Annotated in this window: 12 protein-coding genes, 1 pseudogene and 2 CRISPR repeat arrays (1 of these 15 only partly in view); of the genes and pseudogenes, 3 read left to right on the top strand and 10 right to left on the bottom strand. The window is 66.4% G+C overall.

From position 1 onward, the window contains the following. Nucleotides 1-370: direct repeats of the CRISPR family, unit length 28 nt; unit sequence GGACCATCCCCGCGTGCGCGGGGAGCAC; it reaches 690 nt to the left of the window's first position. 57 nt (nucleotides 371-427) lie between these two features. From cas2e to BLQ91_RS41815, 9 genes are all read right to left on the bottom strand, one after another. After that, nucleotides 428-784: a type I-E CRISPR-associated endoribonuclease Cas2e gene (cas2e, locus tag BLQ91_RS35050; protein ID WP_090104110.1), complete on the bottom strand. Its 357-nt coding sequence runs from the start codon at nucleotides 782-784 to the stop codon at nucleotides 428-430. Then, nucleotides 781-1,710: a type I-E CRISPR-associated endonuclease Cas1e gene (cas1e, locus tag BLQ91_RS35045; RefSeq protein ID WP_245734117.1), complete on the bottom strand. Its 930-nt coding sequence runs from the start codon at nucleotides 1,708-1,710 to the stop codon at nucleotides 781-783. Before cas1e ends, cas2e begins: the two co-directional genes overlap by 4 nt. A 19-nt stretch (nucleotides 1,711-1,729) precedes the next feature. Then, nucleotides 1,730-2,398 carry a type I-E CRISPR-associated protein Cas6/Cse3/CasE gene (gene cas6e, locus BLQ91_RS35040; RefSeq protein ID WP_090104105.1) on the bottom strand — a complete coding sequence of 223 codons (669 nt, stop codon included), beginning with the start codon at nucleotides 2,396-2,398 and terminating at the stop codon, nucleotides 1,730-1,732. Continuing rightward, nucleotides 2,398-3,120 (bottom strand): type I-E CRISPR-associated protein Cas5/CasD, encoded by a 723-nt coding sequence (gene cas5e, locus BLQ91_RS35035; protein WP_090104103.1) that lies wholly within the window; start codon nucleotides 3,118-3,120, stop codon nucleotides 2,398-2,400. Before cas5e ends, cas6e begins: the two co-directional genes overlap by 1 nt. Continuing rightward, a complete protein-coding gene (gene cas7e, locus BLQ91_RS35030) occupies nucleotides 3,117-4,250 on the bottom strand; it encodes a type I-E CRISPR-associated protein Cas7/Cse4/CasC (protein ID WP_090104101.1) in 1,134 nt (377 codons plus the stop codon). Before cas7e ends, cas5e begins: the two co-directional genes overlap by 4 nt. A 24-nt stretch (nucleotides 4,251-4,274) precedes the next feature. Continuing rightward, nucleotides 4,275-4,883, bottom strand: a complete 609-nt coding sequence (gene casB, locus BLQ91_RS35025; protein WP_090104099.1) for a type I-E CRISPR-associated protein Cse2/CasB — start codon at nucleotides 4,881-4,883, stop codon at nucleotides 4,275-4,277. Between the two features lie 20 nt (nucleotides 4,884-4,903). Further along, entirely contained in the window at nucleotides 4,904-6,541 is a 1,638-nt protein-coding gene (casA, locus tag BLQ91_RS35020; protein WP_090104097.1) for a type I-E CRISPR-associated protein Cse1/CasA, read from the bottom strand. Beyond that, nucleotides 6,528-9,311, bottom strand: coding sequence for a CRISPR-associated helicase/endonuclease Cas3 (locus tag BLQ91_RS35015; protein WP_090104095.1), 2,784 nt, complete (start codon nucleotides 9,309-9,311; stop codon nucleotides 6,528-6,530). The genes casA and BLQ91_RS35015 overlap by 14 nt, the downstream gene beginning before the upstream one ends. A gap of 1,028 nt (nucleotides 9,312-10,339) precedes the next feature. Then, nucleotides 10,340-11,161: direct repeats of the CRISPR family, unit length 28 nt; unit sequence GTGTTCCCCGCACGCGCGGGGGTGGTCC. Nucleotides 11,162-12,091: 930 nt separating this feature from the next. After that, nucleotides 12,092-12,268, bottom strand: a complete 177-nt coding sequence (locus tag BLQ91_RS41815; protein ID WP_176960119.1) for a hypothetical protein — start codon at nucleotides 12,266-12,268, stop codon at nucleotides 12,092-12,094. A gap of 525 nt (nucleotides 12,269-12,793) precedes the next feature. Between BLQ91_RS41815 and BLQ91_RS43670 the strand changes: the two are divergent. The 3 genes and pseudogenes from BLQ91_RS43670 to BLQ91_RS35000 form a co-directional block, all read left to right on the top strand. After that, nucleotides 12,794-13,162 (top strand): annotated as a pseudogene (locus tag BLQ91_RS43670) (DEAD/DEAH box helicase family protein); the annotation flags it as partial. Nucleotides 13,163-13,219: 57 nt separating this feature from the next. After that, on the top strand, nucleotides 13,220-15,634 hold the full coding sequence (locus BLQ91_RS35010) for a DEAD/DEAH box helicase (protein ID WP_342670686.1): 2,415 nt from the start codon (nucleotides 13,220-13,222) through the stop codon (nucleotides 15,632-15,634). Between the two features lie 105 nt (nucleotides 15,635-15,739). Next, the gene (locus BLQ91_RS35000) at nucleotides 15,740-17,086 is read left to right on the top strand and encodes a YopA family protein (protein WP_143022980.1); all 1,347 of its coding nucleotides are present in this window, start codon (nucleotides 15,740-15,742) and stop codon (nucleotides 17,084-17,086) included. Between the two features lie 95 nt (nucleotides 17,087-17,181). On the opposite strand, the gene BLQ91_RS34995 is transcribed toward BLQ91_RS35000, so the two are convergent. Further along, a complete protein-coding gene (locus tag BLQ91_RS34995; protein WP_143022979.1) occupies nucleotides 17,182-19,584 on the bottom strand; it encodes a hypothetical protein in 2,403 nt (800 codons plus the stop codon). Between the last annotated feature and the right edge of the window lie 25 nt (nucleotides 19,585-19,609).

The raw sequence follows: 19,609 nt of genomic DNA, 5'->3' as shown, positions 1-19,609 counted from the left end.
CGGGGAGCACCGGCCGGCCTGGCGGATCTCGGCGAGCAGACCCGGACCATCCCCGCGTGCGCGGGGAGCACAATGCCTCGCGCAGCGTGGGGTAGCCCTTGCCGGGACCATCCCCGCGTGCGCGGGGAGCACGCCGGGCAGGGCGCGCCGTCCACCTCGGGACCATCCCCGCGTGCGCGGGGAGCACACGCTCAACGCCCTCTGCCGGCTGGTCGCCCACGGACCATCCCCGCGTGCGCGGGGAGCACCACTACACCCGCTCCGGACTCTGCTCCGACTGCGGACCATCCCCGCGTGCGCGGGGAGCACAAGGCGGCACTGCACCGGTTGGGGCGGAACACGGGACCATCCCCGCGTGCGCGGGGAGCACACTTCCTGACCACGCTGTTTGTTGGAGCGAAGTGTGTTTTTGATTCAGCTTTGAAGATCAGCGTCTGTAGCGTCGTCGTTTACTGGCGTTGCTCCATCCTTGCCGCCGCGGCTCGGATGGTTCGCCGACGTTCTCGGTATCGGCCGCGGGGCGCAACATCAGCGTGATCCCTTCGAAGTCGACCGGTTTCCAGTTGTGGTCATGGACTTGAAAGGACAGTCCTTGCTCGTTGTCCGCTGAGTGGACCATGATCGCTCGTCCTGTGCTGACCATGTCGAGTACGCGGATCCACATGAGGGTGCGGACTCGTGCGGTTACTTTCCCGACGAAGACACCGGGTGAGATTTCCAGCAGCCAGCGGGTGAGGTGTCCCCTCAATCCGACGGGGCAGGCGGCGACCACGATCACGGTCATTCGTCGTCTCCGTAGGCGGTGCCTCCGGCTACGGTGCGTCCGTCTGAGTCCCAGAGCCGCACCACGTCGACGTCGTCGAAGGCTTCCGGTCCGTACTCGATGAGCTCGTCGTCTTCGCGTAGCAGGGTGCGGATGTCGCGTACGCAGGTCTCGAGGAACGCGCCGTCACGCATGTGGTCGCGTACTGCTCTGCGGGTTTCGGCGCCGATGTCGGCGACCTCGCGGGCGGCGATGTCGAAGGCGATGGGGATGCTGATGTCGGCTTTGTAGAGGTCGGCGATGTCGTAGACGAACGACTTGACGTGGCCGGTGTGGACGAACCCGAGTCCGGGTGCGCAGCCGAGTGCGACGATGACCGCGTGCACGACGCCGTACAGGCTGGTGTTCGCCGCGGACAGGGCTTGGTTGACCGGGGTGCCGCCGGCGAGGTCGGTGGGGTCGTAGTCGCGGCGGTCCCAGCTGATGCCGGTGCGCTGGGCGTGCAGCCGGTACAGCCGTCGCACGCGGGCGCCCTCGCGGCCGCGGAGTTGTTGCATGGTCAGCGTGCTGGTGTCCTCGTCGGGAAAGCGCATGTCGTACATCTGCCTGGCGACACGCAGTCGCGACCGCTGGTTCGACACCAGCGCTGCTTGGGCTTCCAGCAACCTCGATGAGTGGGCCAGTGAACGGCCGTGTGCGTAGTAGCGCACGCCGTGTTCGCCGACCCAGACCGCGGTCGAGCCGCTTTCGGCGAGCAGGAGCATCGCTTGCTGGCTGACGTTGGTGCCCGGTCCAAGCAGCAGCGCGCCCAGTGTCGCCGCCGGGATGTGCACGACGCCTTTGGCATCGCGTGCGGTGATGGCGTTGGCGTCGCGGTGTACTACGCAGTGTTCCAGGTACAGAAACGTCAGCCGGTCCTGCGCGCGGACGAGTTGCGACAGTGGCACCGGTCTGGCACCGGGGATGTCAGACACGTTTCACCGGGGCGAGGGTGAGCAGGCCGCAGCCGTAGGCCTTGGCGTGGCCGATTCCGTGGGTGAGGCTGTGCCGCAGCGCGTCGGGGTCGGTGATCTCCAGGCGGCCTTCGAACACGGCGGTGGCGAGGGTAATGGTGCGTCCTTGGCGCTGGAACTTGAGGTGTTCGCGTCCGCGGACGGCGACGTCGGGCTCTTTGTGGTCGCCGCGGGGAATGCTGAAGCCGTGGCGCTCGGACCGGGTGAGCAGCCAGTCGGTTTGCTGTGCCACGGTCACGTGCCCGTATCGCTGTGTCCGCATGGCGTCATCAGATTTGCGGCGGCTGCTCACGGGGTTGGCTTTGAGCCGGAACGCCCATTCGTCGCCTTCGTTGAGCCGGTCGAGCAGGCGGGTGTAGTCGCGGGTGTCCCAACCGTGCGTGGTGGGCCAGCCGACGTTCTCGACCAAGTGGGTGAGGTCGGGCTTGTGCGGGCTGACGATGTAGAGCAGGGCCTGGTGGTCGCGCTGGTCGAGCCGCCACAACACCCGCCCGTTCTCGGCCGGTGCCGTGGCCAGGGTGGGGAAGCCGGCGAGCACCGCGGCGTGGAGTTTTTGCGGTGAGGCGAGCAGGTCGCGGGCGCTGCGACGGGCGGGGTTGATCTCGAATCGGGTCAGGTGCATCAGAACATCTCCTCGAACGCTGCCATCGGGTCGAGGGGATCGCTGGCGGCGGCCGCAGGTGCGGGGCGGTGGGCCGGGTTGGGGATGGTGACGCGGCCGTGCCGTACGGTGCGCCACCCATAGCGGCGTTCGCGGGGGTCGAAGCTCAGCGGCTCGTCACGAACAAGTTCGCTGCCGGGCTCGTCTGCGGGGCAGTCGGTCACGGTGTCCAGCACGATCTCGGCGGCACGGTTCTTCTTCTGCACCCACAACGAGGCCAGCCACGGCTCGGCACCCAGGACGGTGTCGACGTCGCCTTCGCGTAGCCCCTGGACCAGCTTGCCCGCGGGCGGGCAGGAGCGGCGCCCCAGGAACAGTGGGAACACCGGTCGCAGCAACGCTTCCTGGAAACCTTCCAGCAGTGTGGGTTCGCCGTGGATGGCGACGAGGAACACGGCGTCGGCGAGGTAGAAGCGGTAGGACAGCGGCATCGAGGTCGTGCCGTCGTGGGTGCGGGCGGTCTGGAAGTCGCGTTCGATCGTGCCGGGTTGTTCGACGCGGACGCCGATGCGCAAGTCGAGCAGGTCTTCCAGCGGGTCGGTGCGGCGGCGGCCTTGGGCGGCGGCGAGCAGTCCGATCACGCCGCTCTTGCTCGGTGCGCGGTCGGTGTTGCGGCGCACGAACCTGCTGGAGGTGCCCCAGGACTGCAGGGGCGCGCCCAGCCGCAGCAGCAGGCTGGTCACGGCTGTGCCGCCAGGCGCCCGGCGACCAGCGCGCCCACCTCGGTCACAGTGGTGTCGAAGGTGCTGCGCTGCGCGAGCTCGGACAGCGGCGCGACCTTCTTGTCGCCGACACCGAACGCCCAAGCGGCGACGGGCTGCTCGTCGTAGGCCTGGTGCAGGTCGCGGGCGTGATCGGTGAGACGCTGAATGGCCTCGGCGATCCGGCCGGTCTGGGCGTAGATGGCCTCCTCGAACGCGCCGACGAGATTGATCGACTGCGTTTCGCGGGCCACGACCAGCACCGCGTCGGGCAGGGTGCGGTTGGCGAAGGTGTTCTGCTTGCCGGTGGGCATGCTGGACACGAACGCCCGCACGAACGCCTCGACCGCGCGACGGGTCGCCTGCGCGTCACCGAGGTTGTCCTGCAGACGGTTCACGTCGACGGTGGCGTAGCGGTACAGGGTGGAGGAGTTGAACTCGACGGTGCCGATCATCCCGGCGCCGGCGTCCTCCATGTCGTCGGCGTTCTTGTGGTCGTCGACGGCGGTGAAGTAGTCGTACTCGTTGTCCACCGCGTGCACGCTCAGCGCGTGCGCGACCTGCGCGGCCGCGTCGACGTTGAGATCGGTCGCGTTGGCGACCATGCGCCCGAACAGCGACACGTCCACCGAGTGCTCGCGGTCGGCCCGTGCCCGTGCTTCCTTCTTGTCGACCGCGACCTTGCCCTCGCCGGCGTCATGGGCGGCGGTGATGGCGAGCTCGGCCAGGTTCTGCACCTGCCGGCGGCTCAAGAACAACAGGAACTCGGCCTCGTGCAACGCGTCGGCCTTGCGAGGTGCCTTGACCGTGATACCGGCCGCGGTGAGCACCTCGGTGGCGAGTTCGACGGCACTTTCGGCGAGTCCGGCGTCCTGGGCGGTGATTTCCTGCGCGAGCAGCTCGACCACGCGTTTGGTCCGCACGCCGAGCTCGGAGTCGTCGAGCAGCCCGGCGAAGGCGTGGCGGGTGGCGCGCTTCCAAGCCTGGCTGGACACCCTGGCCCGCCGCTGCCCGCCGTAGATGGCGGTCTTGGGGCTGCCGGTGTCGTCGCGGTTGAGGTTGCTCGGCGGCACGGTCTGGATGACATGGATGTCGATGATGGTGCGAGCCATGAGAATCGTCCTTCAATACTGGGGTCAAGAGGCGTCGTCGGGCTGGGGTGCGCGGTAGAACTCGCGGCCCCAGCGCAGCCGGACCCCCGCGGCACCGCGGGGGCGCTGCCACCACACGAGTTCATCGGCCAGCAGGGCGTAGTCGAGCGGGAACGCCTTGGCGCGCAACAGCTGGACCACTCCCCTGGTGTGGTGGACCAGCTCGTCGAGACTGTCGGCGGTGCCGAGTGTCTGGAACCGGCGCATTACGGGCCCAGGGGTTGTTCCGGGGTCGTCCGGGTGCAGCCGGCGCACCGCCCGGCCCAATCCGTGACCGCGCTGGTGCATCCCGGTGCGCTGGGACTGCTGGTGCAGCGCCCACAGCGTCATGCTGATGTGCGCCGCGGTCTCCTCGACCGTCGGATCGTTACCGGCTCCGAACGGGACGAACTCCTCGGCCAGGGTGTACTGCAGAATGTCGTGCACACTGCCGACCGGTTTGCCGGCACCACGGCGCAGCCGCGCGAGCGCGGCGACCGCAGAGGACCTGTTGGCCAGCACGCCCTGCTGGAGCGCCTGGATGCGTTGGTGTACAACCGTGCCGACATCGTGCAGATCGCGCCACTTCAGTTTCGTGGTCGTTGCAGTGGACATCTCGGGTCCTTTCCCCACGGTCATGACACGACCGGGGCCGGAGCGGGGTAAGCCAGGGGCAACGCCTTACGCAGCCCTGCACGGAACCACCGGTCGGCGTCGAACAGGGTCACGAGCCGCTTGTCAACCGCGCGGCCCCTCCAGGCTTTCGCCGGGGCACGGCTGATCAGATAATCGCCGAGCTCGCGGATGACCGCGTTGGCCGTCTCGTGCCATTCGACCTGCGCGGCCACGACCTCGGTGTCGGCCCGCAGGCCAGCAACCCACGTCCGGAACCGCGGATCCAGCTCGGCGAACGCCGACTCGATCGCCCGTGTGCGTGGCCCTTCCCGCTCGTCGCGTCCGCAGCCCGCCGCGGCGGCGAGGTCACGGGCCAGGCCCCCCAGCGCTTTCGCCGCGGACTCGGCGGCCGCGACACACGACACCGCCACACCGGCGAGGTCGGTGGCGTCCTGGCGGAGCAGTATCGGATGCAACGACAGGGCGTCGTCGATGATGTCCGCGGTGGTGGAACTCTGGGCGCCGTAGGTCATCCCGATCGTGCGGACCCGCACCGCCAGGTCCAGCCCGATCTCGTTGTCGACCCGGCCGATCCACTCCAGCACCGTCGGCGACAGGTAGGCCGCGGCGTCGGTGCTCTGGGTGGCACGGGCACCGGGCAGCAGTGACTGCAGGCCACGCCAGATCGCACGCTCGGGCTCGTGCTCGCGTGGCATGTAGACCAGCGCGACGCCGAGCTTCTTCTCCTGGGCCTGGCTACGCCGCCACGCGGTGTGGGGCTCGACGTTGTGCCTGTTCTGCGGTGTGGCGCGTTCACCGTTGCAGATCAGCACCCCGACCACCCGCTCGCCTTCGCACACGAGACGGATGCGGCGGCTCTGCCAGGTGTACAGATCGACCGGACCCGTCGCAGCGCGTCCACCAGGCTCTTCTTCGGCGGGGCCGACGGGCGGGCGCTCCCACACCGGCAGGTCCTCGTCCGCCCGGCGGGCCAGCGCACCGTAGTCGCGGGAAATCAGGTTGAGCAGCAGGGTCTGCTTGAGCGTCCGGCCCTCCGGCAGAACTCCGCCGAGCAGGCCGCTCCAGCCGACGCCGATCGGATAACCCTTGCCGCCCTTGACCCTGCTGTCACCGACCGCACCGGACTTGATCCCCGACGGATCGAACGCCTGCGCGTGCACCACCCACCGCGCCGCCTCGGCGAACGACAACGACAGCCGGCCACCCAGGCGGGTGGTGAAGAACGGATGTCCGTTCGGGACGTCGGCGATGAGCTTGCTCAGCTCCGAGGTCTCCTGCTTCGCGGTGTGCAGCCCGGCGACCTGGAAGAACGGCGTCTCGGGGTGAAGCAGGTCGAACCGGTCACCGTGTCGGCGCAGGTACTGCTCGATCGTGTCAGCGGGCAGACTGTCGGCCTCCCACAGCGCCTCCCACTCGTCGATGTCACGCGGTCCGCGCATCGCGCCGTGCAGCACGCCGAGTAACAGCCGGCTCAGCGCGAACACCTGCGTCGGCACATCACCGAGAAGCCCGGTCAATTCATGTGCACGCCGGAACACACCCGCAAGCGACAGCTGTTCCGTCGTCCCTGCCGTGGTTCGCGCGGACAGCCACGGCTGGCTGATCAAATCGAAAGAGCGCCGGTCATCCTCGCTCATGCATCAGTCCTCGACGCGGATCGTAGGTCACTCGGAAATCAGCCTTGCCGTGCCGCACGACCGCGCTGCGGTCGGTGTCGAGCACCAGCACGAGCTGACCTTTCAACAGCGGCGTCTGCCAGAAGCTGGTGAACCGGTTGGCCTCCAGCGCCGCGATCACCTCGTCGACGATGCCGGGGTGACACATCGCCAACGGCAGCCGCACACCGCACGCCGCAATCACACGCGCCTGTTTCGGCTCGACCGCCGAGTCCAGCGGCACCGGTTCGCCGCCGCCCCGCTCGATCCACTCCGCAGTCATGAGGCCGCCGTCCACGTCCTGTTGCACGACAAGGACTTCCAGCGACTCCTCGCCGTCACGGACCTGCGCCGCACCCTGGTGATCATCGTCGGTGTCGCCGACACCGGCGCGGACCCAGTCGATCAGAGTCCGGTTACCGGTTCCGACCGAATCCAGCAGGAACGCGCGAGCGGCGTCTTTCCTCCTGCGGGACAACGCTTCGGAGGCGACGCGGGCCTCGTCCATGGCCTGTTGCCAGCTCCTCGGTCCGACCCGGTCCTCGCCGTAGGCCTGCTGCACCAATGCGGAGATGTCGCTCGGCAGAGTGATCGACTCGCGGACGTTGCGGTGCAGCAACGCGGCGGCACGCAACAGGGTGTGCTCGCCGTAGACACGACGAGACCCACGCACAGCCCGCACCGGGTCCGCTTGCCACGCCTGTGTCCCGGTCAGCGCGCATCGCGCGGTCCGCAACCGCGCCGGGCGGTCTCGTTCGTGGCGGTGCAGCCGCCCGAGGCGCTGCAGCACCAAGTCCACCGGCGCGAGATCGGTGACCATCAGGTCGAAGTCGACGTCGAGTGACTGCTCCACCACCTGCGAGGCCACCACGATGTGCAGTGCCGGGCGCCGGCCGCGGGGGCCGAACCGCCGTAGCAGGTCCTGGTCGATGCGCGCGCGATCGCAGCCGAGGAAACGCGAGTGGTTCACCGTGACGTGCTCACTGCCGAACTCGGCTTCCAGCCGAGCGGCCGTCTCCTGCACCCGCGTCACGGTATTGCGCACGATCACCGCACATCCACCGTCGACCAGGTACTCACGCAGGTACGCGACCAGCGTGTCGAGATCGTCGGCAAGATGATCAAGCTGTACCTCGGTCCGTGCGCCGGACTGCAGCACCACCCGCGGCGCTGACCCCGAGCTCACCACCACCGGATAGCCGGGATCCCGGTCGTGCACGCGCGTCGCTGTGGTGCCGGTACCGCTGTCGTAAGCCGCGAGCAGCTCCGCGCGGCGGCCGGCGGGCAGCGTCGCCGACAGCAGCACCACCGGCACCCCGTACGCGCCCAGCCAATGCAGCACCCTGTGCAGATACTGCGACATGTACACGTCGTAAGCGTGCACCTCGTCGATGATCACGACCTTGCCCGCCAACGCCAGATGCCGCAGCATCAGATGCCTGCTCTTCAACCCGGCGAACAAAACCTGGTCGATCGTGCCGACCACGAACGACGCCAGCACACCCTTCTTCCGCCCACTGAGCCACTGGTGCGCCACCAGCCACGCGTCATCGGAGTCTCCGACCCCGCGGAACCGGCCCTCTCGCACCAGGCCGGCGAACTCGTCGTTGAGCGAGACCTTGCCGTGCGCCAGCATCACACTGACCGCACCGTCGCGGCCCGGCAGCCGCTCCAACCACCCACGCACCCGCTCGAACATCGCGTTCGTCGTCGCCTGCGTCGGCAACGCGACGAAACATCCCTCCGCACCCGACGCCGCGGCCAAGACCTCGGCGGCCATCAACGCCGCCTCCGTCTTGCCCGCACCCATCGGCGCCTCGACGATGACCAAGCCCGGTCGCGTCAATCCCGAGGCTGTTTGGACAGTCGCGGCTTGTACCGGCCGCGCACCCGCCGCCCGGCTGTCGAACCGATCGCGGAACAGCTGATCGACATCCACGCCGGGAGGCTGCGCTGTCCACCGCAACGGCAGATCCAGCCGCGCCCACGCCGTGTCCAGCCGCTGCCGCATCTCCTGGCCGGTCAGCTCGACCGGGGCGTCGCCGGCGGTGGAAATCGGATACAACGCAAACAGGTCGGCGTTGGAGGCGATCCAATCCGCCACGATCACGATCGCGGTCAGCAACACCTGACTGGGCAGGCTCAGCCGGACATCGCGATACCGCTGCAGATCAACCCCCCGCGACGCGCGCTCCAGGAACAACTCCCGCGCCTGCTCCCAAGGACCGGTGCCGCGAAGGTCAGGTCGGCTGCGGACAAGCCGCAACTGACCGTCCTCGGGGCTCACACCGTGATGGCTGCCCACCACGCCACCGAGTTGGTTGGCGACGCCTCTGCGGGAGAAGCCGTGACGGCGCTCAAGCCAGTCCCGCACAGCGACGTGTCCCACCAGGGCATGGCTGGCCGCACGGCGCTCGGGATCCCTCGCCAACGCCGGGTGGGCGACCAGACCGTGTTCCCGCATCCGGTCCGCCAACTCGTCAACCTGTACGGCGAACGCCGGACTGCACTTCCCGACGTCATGCACCGCGGCGAGCCAGCAGGCCAGCGTACGCACACCCTCCAGGCCATCCGGAAGATCACAGGCGATCCGATGCAGCACCTGCCGCGGCAGCCAGCAATCCACCAACCGCCCCGCTACCGCAGCCGAGTCGTCGAGATGCTGATGCAACGGCAACCAGTGCGTCACCCGCCTCCGGTCGTCACACACGGACTTGGCCCATGTGGATAGCCAGGCGACCTTGTCAGCCATTCGTCCTCTCGCAAGCCTTGAGCGGATCTGCAGGCATACCTCTTACCGGACCGAACGATCACGGTTGACACTTCGAACGCATGTTCGCCCTAATGGCGTAGTGTGCGTGTGGCCGAGCGGCCGGTAAGCCTTCGCCTACTTCACCAGGCGATGCAGTCGATCCGCGACCTTGAGAAAAGTCAGCATCGCCACTGGCAGTCCGGCCGCTACCGCAGTCACGGCGCTCGCGGTCGGGCTCATGTGCCCGATGGCCCACAGCCAGCCTCCGGCGGCGGCGCCAGCTCCGGCGATCAGGCTGATGCCTGCGGAGAGTGCGCAGATCAGTAGCGCTATTCCAGTGAGGAGGGGCTGACCGTCTGCACTTCCGGGGTCCTGCGGTGGACGACGTAACATGTCTAACTGCTGCCTTCCTGCACGCGTGGGAGAGGGAGCAAGGACAGCCCCCGTTGCCGCGGGGGCTGTTCGCTTATATGCGAACAGCAGCGCTGTCCTCTTGACCGCTATGAGTGTCTTACCCCGCTGTAGCGGGGAGGAGCACAACTAGTACCTAGTCGCTCGGAACACCTCCGCAACCGCGCAGAGAGTGTGTGAGGTAGACCATCAAGTTCAGGTAGCCTACTAGTACTTAGTCGCTGTTCGCAAAGTAGCCAGAGCAGAGCCGCTGCTTGAACTCGGCGGCACAACATCCCGCCAGGTCATGAACGGCTCGCGTACCGACGTTCCGCTGCTGCACCTGTCCGGCACGGGTGCAGCGAGTTGCTTCAGCGACTCCTCAAACCGATGGCCACCTCGTGCAGTCGGTCGGAACTCAGCTCTGAGAGCAAGGCCGGACTGCAGGCGGGAGCACCAGAACATGGGAACACGGCTGACCAGCAGCTTCATAGTGAGCCTGGTGGTGGAATCATCGTTCAAGCTATCCGTAGCTGAATAGCATCCAGGGAAGGGTGCTTGAGACCAGGCTCGTCGACGTCGAACAAAGTTAAAGCTAAATCAGTACTTGGCTTCACAACTGCGCTGGTCAACAAGTGGTGTTCCCCGCACGCGCGGGGGTGGTCCGCCATCGAGCTCACCGAGGACGACTGGGAGAAGGTGTTCCCCGCACGCGCGGGGGTGGTCCGTCGATCTCAGGCTCGGGCGGCGGCCCTACCGGGTGTTCCCCGCACGCGCGGGGGTGGTCCCGCGATCTTGTACGTCGGCGCGGCCACGTCGCTGTGTTCCCCGCACGCGCGGGGGTGGTCCCCGGTCCAGCGCCCGCAGGATCTGCCAGTGCTGGTGTTCCCCGCACGCGCGGGGGTGGTCCCAAGGCCGGCCGGTACCTCGGCCCGCTGCACCCGTATTCCCCGCACGCGCGGGGGTGGTCCTTCTGGCTGCCATGCCGCCCGGCGTGTTGCGGTGTGTTCCCCGCACGCGCGGGGGTGGTCCCGCGGTTCAGATGCCGGACAGGCCGAGCATGCCGTGTTCCCCGCACGCGCGGGGGTGGTCCGGGGTGGATAGGGCCCGACGTGGCGCGCCGGAGGTGTTCCCCGCACGCGCGGGGGTGGTCCCGCGGATGACGATGCCGCCGCCACACACCGGCCGGTGTTCCCCGCACGCGCGGGGGTGCTCCCGCCGTCCGGGTCGGGTACACCGTGTCCGCGCAGTGTTCCCCGCACGCGCGGGGGTGGTCCTGAACCCCCGTCATCCGCAACCTGAGGGAGACCGTGTTCCCCGCACGCGCGGGGGTGGTCCGAGGGCAAGAGCGTCGGGTCCAAACTGGACAGTGTGTTCCCCGCACGCGCGGGGGTGGTCCGCACCCCACCCTGTTGCGGCGCCGGAGACTGCGGTGTTCCCCGCACGCGCGGGGGTGGTCCCTCGGGGCCGCCCTCGACGATGGCGGCGGGGTCGTGTTCCCCGCGCGCGGGGGTGGTCCGTAGACCAGACCGCCGTTCTCGCTGGCGAGCATGTGTTCCCCGCACGCGCGGGGGTGGTCCGTAGCGGGCGGCCGGGGCCGGGAGCCACCAGCCGTGTTCCCCGCACGCGCGGGGGTGGTCCCTGGTCATCGTCGACGACCAGTTCCCGCACCGGGTGTTCCCCACACGCGCGGGGGCAGTCCCTGGTCATCGTCAACGACCAGTTCCCGCACCGGGTGTTCCCCACACGCGCGGGGGTGGTCCCGGCTCGGCGAGCAGGTCCTCAAGGATCGTGCGGTGCTCCCCGCACGCGCGGGGGTGGTCCTGCCGTCTCGCCCGCTACACCCCCGACGGCGGGGTGCTCCCGCACGTGCGGGGGTGGTCCGGCGGCGCCGCACGTCCAGCTGGTGTTCACCTAGAGCTCCCCGCACACGCAGGGGTGGTCCGCTGGCGTCGAGGAGCAGTCGGCAGATCGCCGCGTGCTCCTGCATGCGCGGGTGGTCAGCCGTCAGTTGGATCGGCCGCCTGTGAGACTCGGTGCTCCCCGCACGCGCGGGGGTGGTCCCGTCAAGTCGTAGTAGCCGACCGCGCTGCGCTGGTGCTCCTCGCACGCGCGGGGTAGTCCAAAACTCGGGATCACCATAGTGGCGCTGTCGCAGTGCTCCTCGCACACGCGGGGTGGTCCCGGCTCCATCGGCATGTGGTGCGCCGGGTCGAGGTGCTCCTCGCACGCGCGGGGGTGGTCCGAACAGGTTCGACCACAGGGGACCGGGCTTGGCCGTGCTCCCCGCATGCGGGGGACTCTCGAGGTGCTCCCCGGATGGCAAGGTCGCCGGCCTAACCACCGCGGCCGCCGCTGAGGTGGTGGCGCATGACGTTCACGTCCAGCATCTACAAAGAACTCGTCGTGCACGACTTCGGCGTCAGCTTCCGCAACGGCGAGGCCGAAGTGACCGGCAAGCCACCGCAGACGCCCTGCGCGCTCTGCTCGCGGAGCTCGGCGTGCGCGCGGTCGGCGGCCGACCGGCCAAGAAACAAGTGCAGGGCTGACTGCACGCTGGTGGTCATCACAGGACACTCGCCCGGCTCAGCACCATAAGGACTGCAACGCCAGCGCAGACCCTCCAGCAGCGCGCGGGCCGTCGCACGCGCACGCTCAAGGTCTTCGTGAACCGGCTGTCTGTCCACGGTTCCAGTGTGCACCTGCGATAACCACCGTCGCCGCCGAATGCATTTAACACAGCTGGTCGGCGGCAAGCACTGTGCCTGAAACGTTGCACTCATTCCTCCTAATGGGTGAACTTGAACTAGCCCGGTTAACGAAAAGGCCTGTTCAGATCGATGGCTCGCACACAGGGGCAAGCGAGGCTCTCCTGTAGCGCGGTCGAACGGGAGGGGCCACGGTGGCGGAACTGCAGTCGAACCTCTGGTCGTTCGAGAACATCCGATTCACCTTGTACGAATCGGCGACCACACCTCGATGGCGCAACCCTCAGCGCGGCGCCTTGGCGGCTTTGCTCGCCCACTGGTCTCTTCCACGAACCACACCTGCCTTGATCTCGTTGCCCACCGGCACCGGAAAAGTCCGCCGTCGCCTTGGCCGCGCCGTTCTTGCTGTCCGCGAAACGGGTACTTGCCGTTGTTCCTTCGATAGAACTGCGTCAGCAGCTCAGCAGCGCCTTCTGCGATCTTTCCCTGCTGCAACGCATCGGCGCCATCGATGGCGGCGCACCGCGAGTTCTCGAGCTCAAGGCTCGCGTACAGGACTGGACAGACATCGACCAGTACGAGGTCGTCGTCGCTTCACCTGGAACCATCAGCCCTGTTCACTACATCGACTCGCCGCCACCTGCCGACCTCTTCGACCTGATTATCATTGACGAGGCACATCACAGCACCGCTACCACGTGGCGCGCGATCCTCGAGCGCTTCGACCAAGCGAGGTCCGTCCTCCTCACGGCAACGCCACGGCGACTTGACGGTCAAAGACTTCCTGGCGAGCACGTCTACCACTACCCCCTGCGGCAGGCACTCGAAGAGCACATCTTCAAACCGATCAAGCCGGTCATCCTCGACCAGACCCACTGGGGAACCCGCGACGAGACCGATCAGGCCGTACTGGAAGCCACGGTCGAACTTCTCAAAACCGACGAGCACAAGAGCAGCACCCTGCTGGTTCGCGCAGCGTCCAGGCAACGAGCAGCCCAGCTCGCACAGCTATACCGGGCGGCCGACGTCGACATCGAAGTGCTCCACTCAGGACTGTCCTCCGCCCGCCAGAGACAGATCACTTCAGACCTTCGGTCCGGCCGACTGCGAGCTGTATCAGTGGTCGGCATGCTGATCGAGGGTTTCGACCTGCCAAGCCTGAGACTCCTCGCTTATCACGACAAGCACCGGTCGTTGCCCGCCACAGCACAGCTGATCGGAAGGCTGGCCCGAGTCGACGATAGGTACCCACAGCCCTCCGTTCTCGTCACCGCCAAGGACATCGACGTCTTCCCCGAGCTGGAGGGCGTCGTTCGCAACCTGTACGGCGAGGATCAAGACTGGGTCACCGTGCTACCCGGCATCATCGACGACGAGATCCAAAACCACCGTGAGAACCGTCAGTACGCAAGACAGTTCGATGACGCTCCCCCCGACCTCGCTCTAGACGCGGTGCAACCACTGCGCCGAGCCGTGATCCGCGAACTACGCCCGCGAATCGACACGACATCCCGCGCGTTCGAGGACGGCGTTATCCACGAAGATCTGCGCGTAGGCAAAGCTCTCAGAGGAAAGCTGATCCTCTACTCGGGCTTGAACCCTGCCGGCACTACCCTCATGGTGATCACGGAGTCCGTCGAGCGGCCGGCATGGCACAACGCACCCGGCCTCGATTCGCCTCGATATCAGCTGCACCTGGTGTCCCGCCGAGACGCCACCAGAACAGACCGTCCCGATCTTCTGTTCGTCAACGTCGAAGACAACGGGCTCGGCCGCGACCTTCTCGACCTCATCGACGTCCGAAAGCGCAGCGACCTCGCCGACCCGGGCAAGCTGCAAGCCGCGTTCGACAGCTTGACCAGGCAATCCGTCTCATCCGTCGGCCTGCGCAACAACTACGGCGGCTCCACAGGTACAACCAGCTACCGGATGTTCGCTGGCAAAGGCGTCGACCGCGGTCTGCGCGAAGTCGACACCGCTTACGGCTCCTTGGGCCATGCGATGATTCAGGTAGCCGGCGACGAAGGCACCTTCACCGCAGGCGTTGCCACAGCCAAAGGCAAGTACTGGGAGACCCGGTACAGCGCACTGCTGCGCTATGAGGCGTTCCTAGACGAGCTGGCTGAGCGCTACTGGTTCCCGCCAGGTGCCCAGACAGGCCAGTTGCTCCCCCAGGTCAATCGCGGAACAAGGCTGACGGCATGGCCGATCGAGCTACCGATCGCGGTCGAGCTCGATCCCGCGCTGATCGGGATGGGCTGGACGATCGAAGACGTCGGGCCCCTGGACGCGCTCGATTTCGAAGCAGACATGGTCCAGCCCGGCCGCGACCGTCTCGTACTCCGCGCCCTGATCACATCCGAGGACACTCGCCGCGTGGTGTGGACCGGAGAGCTCGACCTCACAGCAGAAGCCACCGCTGTTGGAGATGACCTCCTGGTCAGCCGTGGGTACGGCGTAGCGGTCAGCTTGAGCGACCTGCTGACGGATAGGCCTCCCACGATCTTCTTCGGCAATGGCGACACCGTCCACGGCAGCGTCATCGTCAACGGCAGGTCAACGACCCGACCGCTGCCGAACATGGAATACAGCTCGCTCAGCTGGACCGGCGTGGACCTCGAGGCTGAGACTCGTAAGAAGGCCGCGGAGAACGGCAAAGGGCGATCCATCCACGAGGAGCTGGAGACCTACCTGCTCGCCCAACCGAAGCGGGGCCAGCACCGGTGGATCTTGCACAACGACGGCGGTGGCGAGTTCGCCGACTACGTAGTCATCGAGATCGACGGCACAGCTGTCTCAGTGGGGCTATGGCACGCCAAGTACGCAGGCGGCAAGACGGCGTCGGTGCGCGTCACCGACCTTCAAGAAGTCGTGGCACAGGCCATCAAGAGCCGACGCTGGATCACCGATCCTGGCTTCTGGACCGAGCTCGGCAAACGCCTCACCGGAGCATCAAAACCCAAGGCGACCGTCGTGCACGGCCGAATAAGGCAGCTGCTCGTGATCTGCGGTGCCGCAGGCAGAGCAGAGAACCTGTCCTTCGCACGAAGCCGCCCCCTCGTCCAAGGCACTGTGGCGATAGTCCAACCTGGGCTCAGTTACAAGAAACACCGCACTCAGCTGACCGCGGAGAAATTGTCAGCCGTGCAGGTCCGCGACCTGCTAACGGTCTTCCATGACAGCGTATTGCAGGTCGCGCGACCCGTGATGCTCTGCTCCGCCTAGTGCTCGACTGTTTCACCGAACCGAACAGCTGAGCAACGTGCGGATCGCAAGCCCGATGGACTCTAGCGGCGTAGTGCGCGAAAGAAAGTAAGAGTACAAGCAGCCTTGACTGAAGAGCACGAGGGTGAAGCACCCCTGAGGCCAGCCTTTCCGTTCAACGAACCCGGCGAAGACCTCGTTCTGTACGAAGGATCTCTGGGCGAGCAGGACGGCCAAGAACTGCCTGGCCGGGTGTTGCTGAGGTGCGGTTCCGGCCTTCGTACGGTGTGGCGCTTGGATGCTCCGCCACCGACGCGCTGGCCCGTGGAGACGTTCGATGAGTCAGGAGCCAAAGTTCGTGTCGTGCTTCCCACCGGCGCACAGGACCTGGCGGGGTTGCAGCGAAACTCGACCGAAGGTTCCGTGCGCGGTCAGACCGTCGGTGACGACACCGCGCCGTTGCACCGCGTGCTCGTGCACTGGATAAATCTTCCGCGCATCCACAGCCCGACGGTGCTGTACAGCGAACGGGGCGGCAGTAAGTTTTGGTTCACGGGGCGGTGGCGGTTCGAACTGGGGCCGTGGCACCTCACCCTGGATGCCCGCGAAGATCACTCGCGAGTCTGGGAGATCCTCGGTCGCGACCAGAACTTCGTGATGACCCACGTCATGGAGATCGTCAGAACCGATGGTCAGAAGTTCACCGGCGCGGAGCTTGAACTGCTGCTGCAGACACTCCATTTCGGAATGTCCTTCGCATTCGGACGCTGGGTCTGTCCTGCGGTCCCGGTCGGGTACGACCCCTCCGACGTGATCAGATGGCAACAGTGGGGCGATCTGTTCTGCGAACCGGGCCACAAGGGCGGCCTCGCCTGGTTGTACTACAGCTACACCCATCACCTCCACGAACTGCTGTCCTGTGTGTACGCCGCGTTTACCGATCCCGACCGGACAAACACAATCCGGCTATTGCTGGCCATGGCGACCGAGGCGAACAACACCGGCCGAGTCGAGCAGCGGACCACGACCGTCTTCTCCGCACTGGAACTACTGAGCTGGGTCGAACTCAAGCTCACGCGTCAGTTCAGCAATAACCAGTACAAGACTCCGAACACCGATGGACGCATTCGGTTGCTTCTGCAGGACGCATCAGTTGACACGGCCATCGACGCCAGGCGCCAACCCGTACTCATGCGGTTCGCAACGGACGAGTCGACGACCGATGCTCCACTCGACGGTCCGGCGACCGTGAACAAGGTCCGCAACAGGATCGTCCACCCAAACTCACCCCACGATGAGATCTATCACCTCAAGGGCCTGGCCACGGACGTCTGGCTGCTCAGCCGCCAGTACCTCAACCTGCTGATCCTGCACTGGCTCGGCTACAAGGGCTCCTACCAGTCTGTGCTCGGCCCGGGAGGCTGGGTCGGAGACTCCGACCCAGTCCCCTGGAGCACCACACCCAAGGCTTAGCAGCCACAGTCCAACCGCGACGCACGTGACGGAGATCGGGTCTGGGGTGGCCGCGGAACAGGTCCACACGTGACACAACGACCGGCGCTGGACCGTTACCCAACGCCGTGATGTCGCGTAAACCGCGTCAGCACTTGAACCGTCGGACGATCAGCACCAAGTCCAGCAACTAGATGCACGTCAGCTGCGCCGGTCGCACCCCACTCAAAGCTGTCAATCGCGCCCTGGATCTGCTTGGCCGCCCGGTCGTTCCACGCTGGAGCGGTGGTGGCGAACACCAGGATGTCCGCGCCAAGAATCTCCGCCGCCCTGCACTTCTTCCAGACCTCGTTGCGTGCTTCGCCGCGCTTCCCCGACAGCTCGCTGGTGCTCTTGCACTCTGCGATGACGAGTTTGCCGGCGGCGTGAGCAATCAGGTCCAGCTCGACCTGGGGGACCCCGTTGTCCAGCACCTCGAGTCCTTCGACGTCTTGATACTCCGAGTCTGCGCCAGGCAGGTCGGAGCGCAAGAACTTCGACAAGAGCGATGCCACCTCACCGTTTTCCCGCAGTACGTCGCGAGCCACCGGGTGAAGGTCGTAATACCAGGTCGGTTCCGCTGGTGGAAGCTTCCACGCGCTCATGTCTAGGTCGCAGACAACATCGCATCGAGTGCAGGTCCACGTCTGTCCGATCTTTACGATCGGTTGGAACTGCTTCCTCGTGCAGACCGAGCATTCGAGCACCAAGCCTCGGCGGAGCACCCCAGGACGGAGCGCCGCGTCAAGTCGTTCACGAACCTCCACCGGATCCATACTTCGACTGCTCAAACGGAATCCTTCGAAGGCCAGCACACCCTCTCCGGCAGCGAGGACAACACCTTCGCCGTTCGGATATGCATCAGTCGTCTGCGACTGTTCCGGCCGCATCGCACGAAGCGCTGGCAGCAGCGGACCGCCGAAGAACTCCACCAATCCGGCACGCTCGCCGAACATCCGCTCGATCAGCGCTGCACGATGTCCCGGCTCACTGAGGCGAGCAACCAGGTCCTTGCTTCGCGCAGCGGCGTACACCCAGGCTTCGAGGCTCAGATCGCACAGCAATGGACGAGCGAGGCGATTGACGTCTGTCACACCACTCAAGATCAAGTCAACGCGCTTCGACTGGAACGAGATGGCGTTTCGTGCGCTGCGCACCCAGGTGTTTTCAGGTGGGCTGTTCGAGGCACAGAGCTCGCGATCGTCCAGGCCTCGCCCCCGGACCAGCTTGCTGTTCGACCAAGCCACATCCACATGCCAGATCAGCTCACCGATCGGCGGCGGCTGAATGTCTTCGAGGACTGGAGGCGGCAGCGGTGCGGCCATACTCCTTGTACCGCTCGCATCCACGGTCGTGGGAACAGCGTGGTGCTCCTCGAACTGACCGTCCACCGCAAGATGCGTCCTGACAGCTTGGTGCCAATCTAGGTCAGCCGGCTGCACGACCGTTCGCCAGCCGGCACCGGACCGCAATTCCAGTCGGCCGACAAGTGACTCGATCGCGACGAGGTCGTGCGAGGTCGATGTGAAGACGGTCGAGATCCTCTCGTCCGCCAGATCATCGACCATTCCCCTCAGTCGCGAGCGGCCCACCAGAGACGGTCTATCCTCAAAGATGTCGAAGACCGATGGCAACCACACTCCACTCCCGAACGTCAACGTCCACAGTCTGGCGAGGGCGAAGTCTTCAGGCTCGTCCCCCACGACGGATAGCGACGTTCTCTCGCCACCGACTGGCGAGTGGAACACGGTGACTAATCCTGTCATCGACTCAGCAGTCGCGTACGGAACAGTGCGCCGGTCGACGCCAGCAGCCGCAATAGAGGGCGGATAGTGCATCAACTCGACAGGCCACGGAACTGTGCTGTCGCCGAACCACCGCTTTGAGATCGCGTACCTGGCGTTCGGTGCCACCTCTGGTTCACCGGCGTCAGGAGTTGGCCCGACCGCCGTGCCAAGGCGTGAAGCCAGCGCGACTCCCAGCAAGCCGCCCCAGTCCGGCGGGCAGGCGAGCGTTGCTCCACCCCGAGCTCCCGGCAGGTTGACCGCAAGGCACAGATCCTCGGTTCCAGGCGTGAGCACAGTGACCTTCTCCCGCCGAATCTTGCCCCCGTAGGCTCGCCTGTAGGGCGAACAAGCCTCGGCGACCATCACTCTCGCCCGCTCGTCTGCCTTTCTGCGCAGCCGCCGGTCGATTCCTTCCTGAAATCCAGCTTCACGATCAATTGCGGACGCAGGCAACTCGTCCCAGTCGCTGGCATCGAAAGGCCCCGGCGCGCGTCGTTCACGCCGCTCGGTGGTGGGAACCACCACCACGAAGTCGGGGTCGTAAGCCCGGCACGCCCGCAGCAACACTGGGGTAACCACACCGCTCCGGTGAGGCACGACCGCAAAGCCGGCTCCTCCCCACACCCTCCCTGCCAGGTACAACGCGCGGCGCGCCTGGTACGTCCAACGCTCACCACCATCAATCACGATCACGACGCGAGGAGCACGTAGACCCATG

Origin of the sequence: Lentzea jiangxiensis, assembly GCF_900104175.1 — a bacterium.
GTDB classification, from domain to species: Bacteria; Actinomycetota; Actinomycetes; order Mycobacteriales; family Pseudonocardiaceae; genus Lentzea; species Lentzea jiangxiensis.
This window is presented reverse-complemented; position numbering and strand designations above follow the sequence as displayed.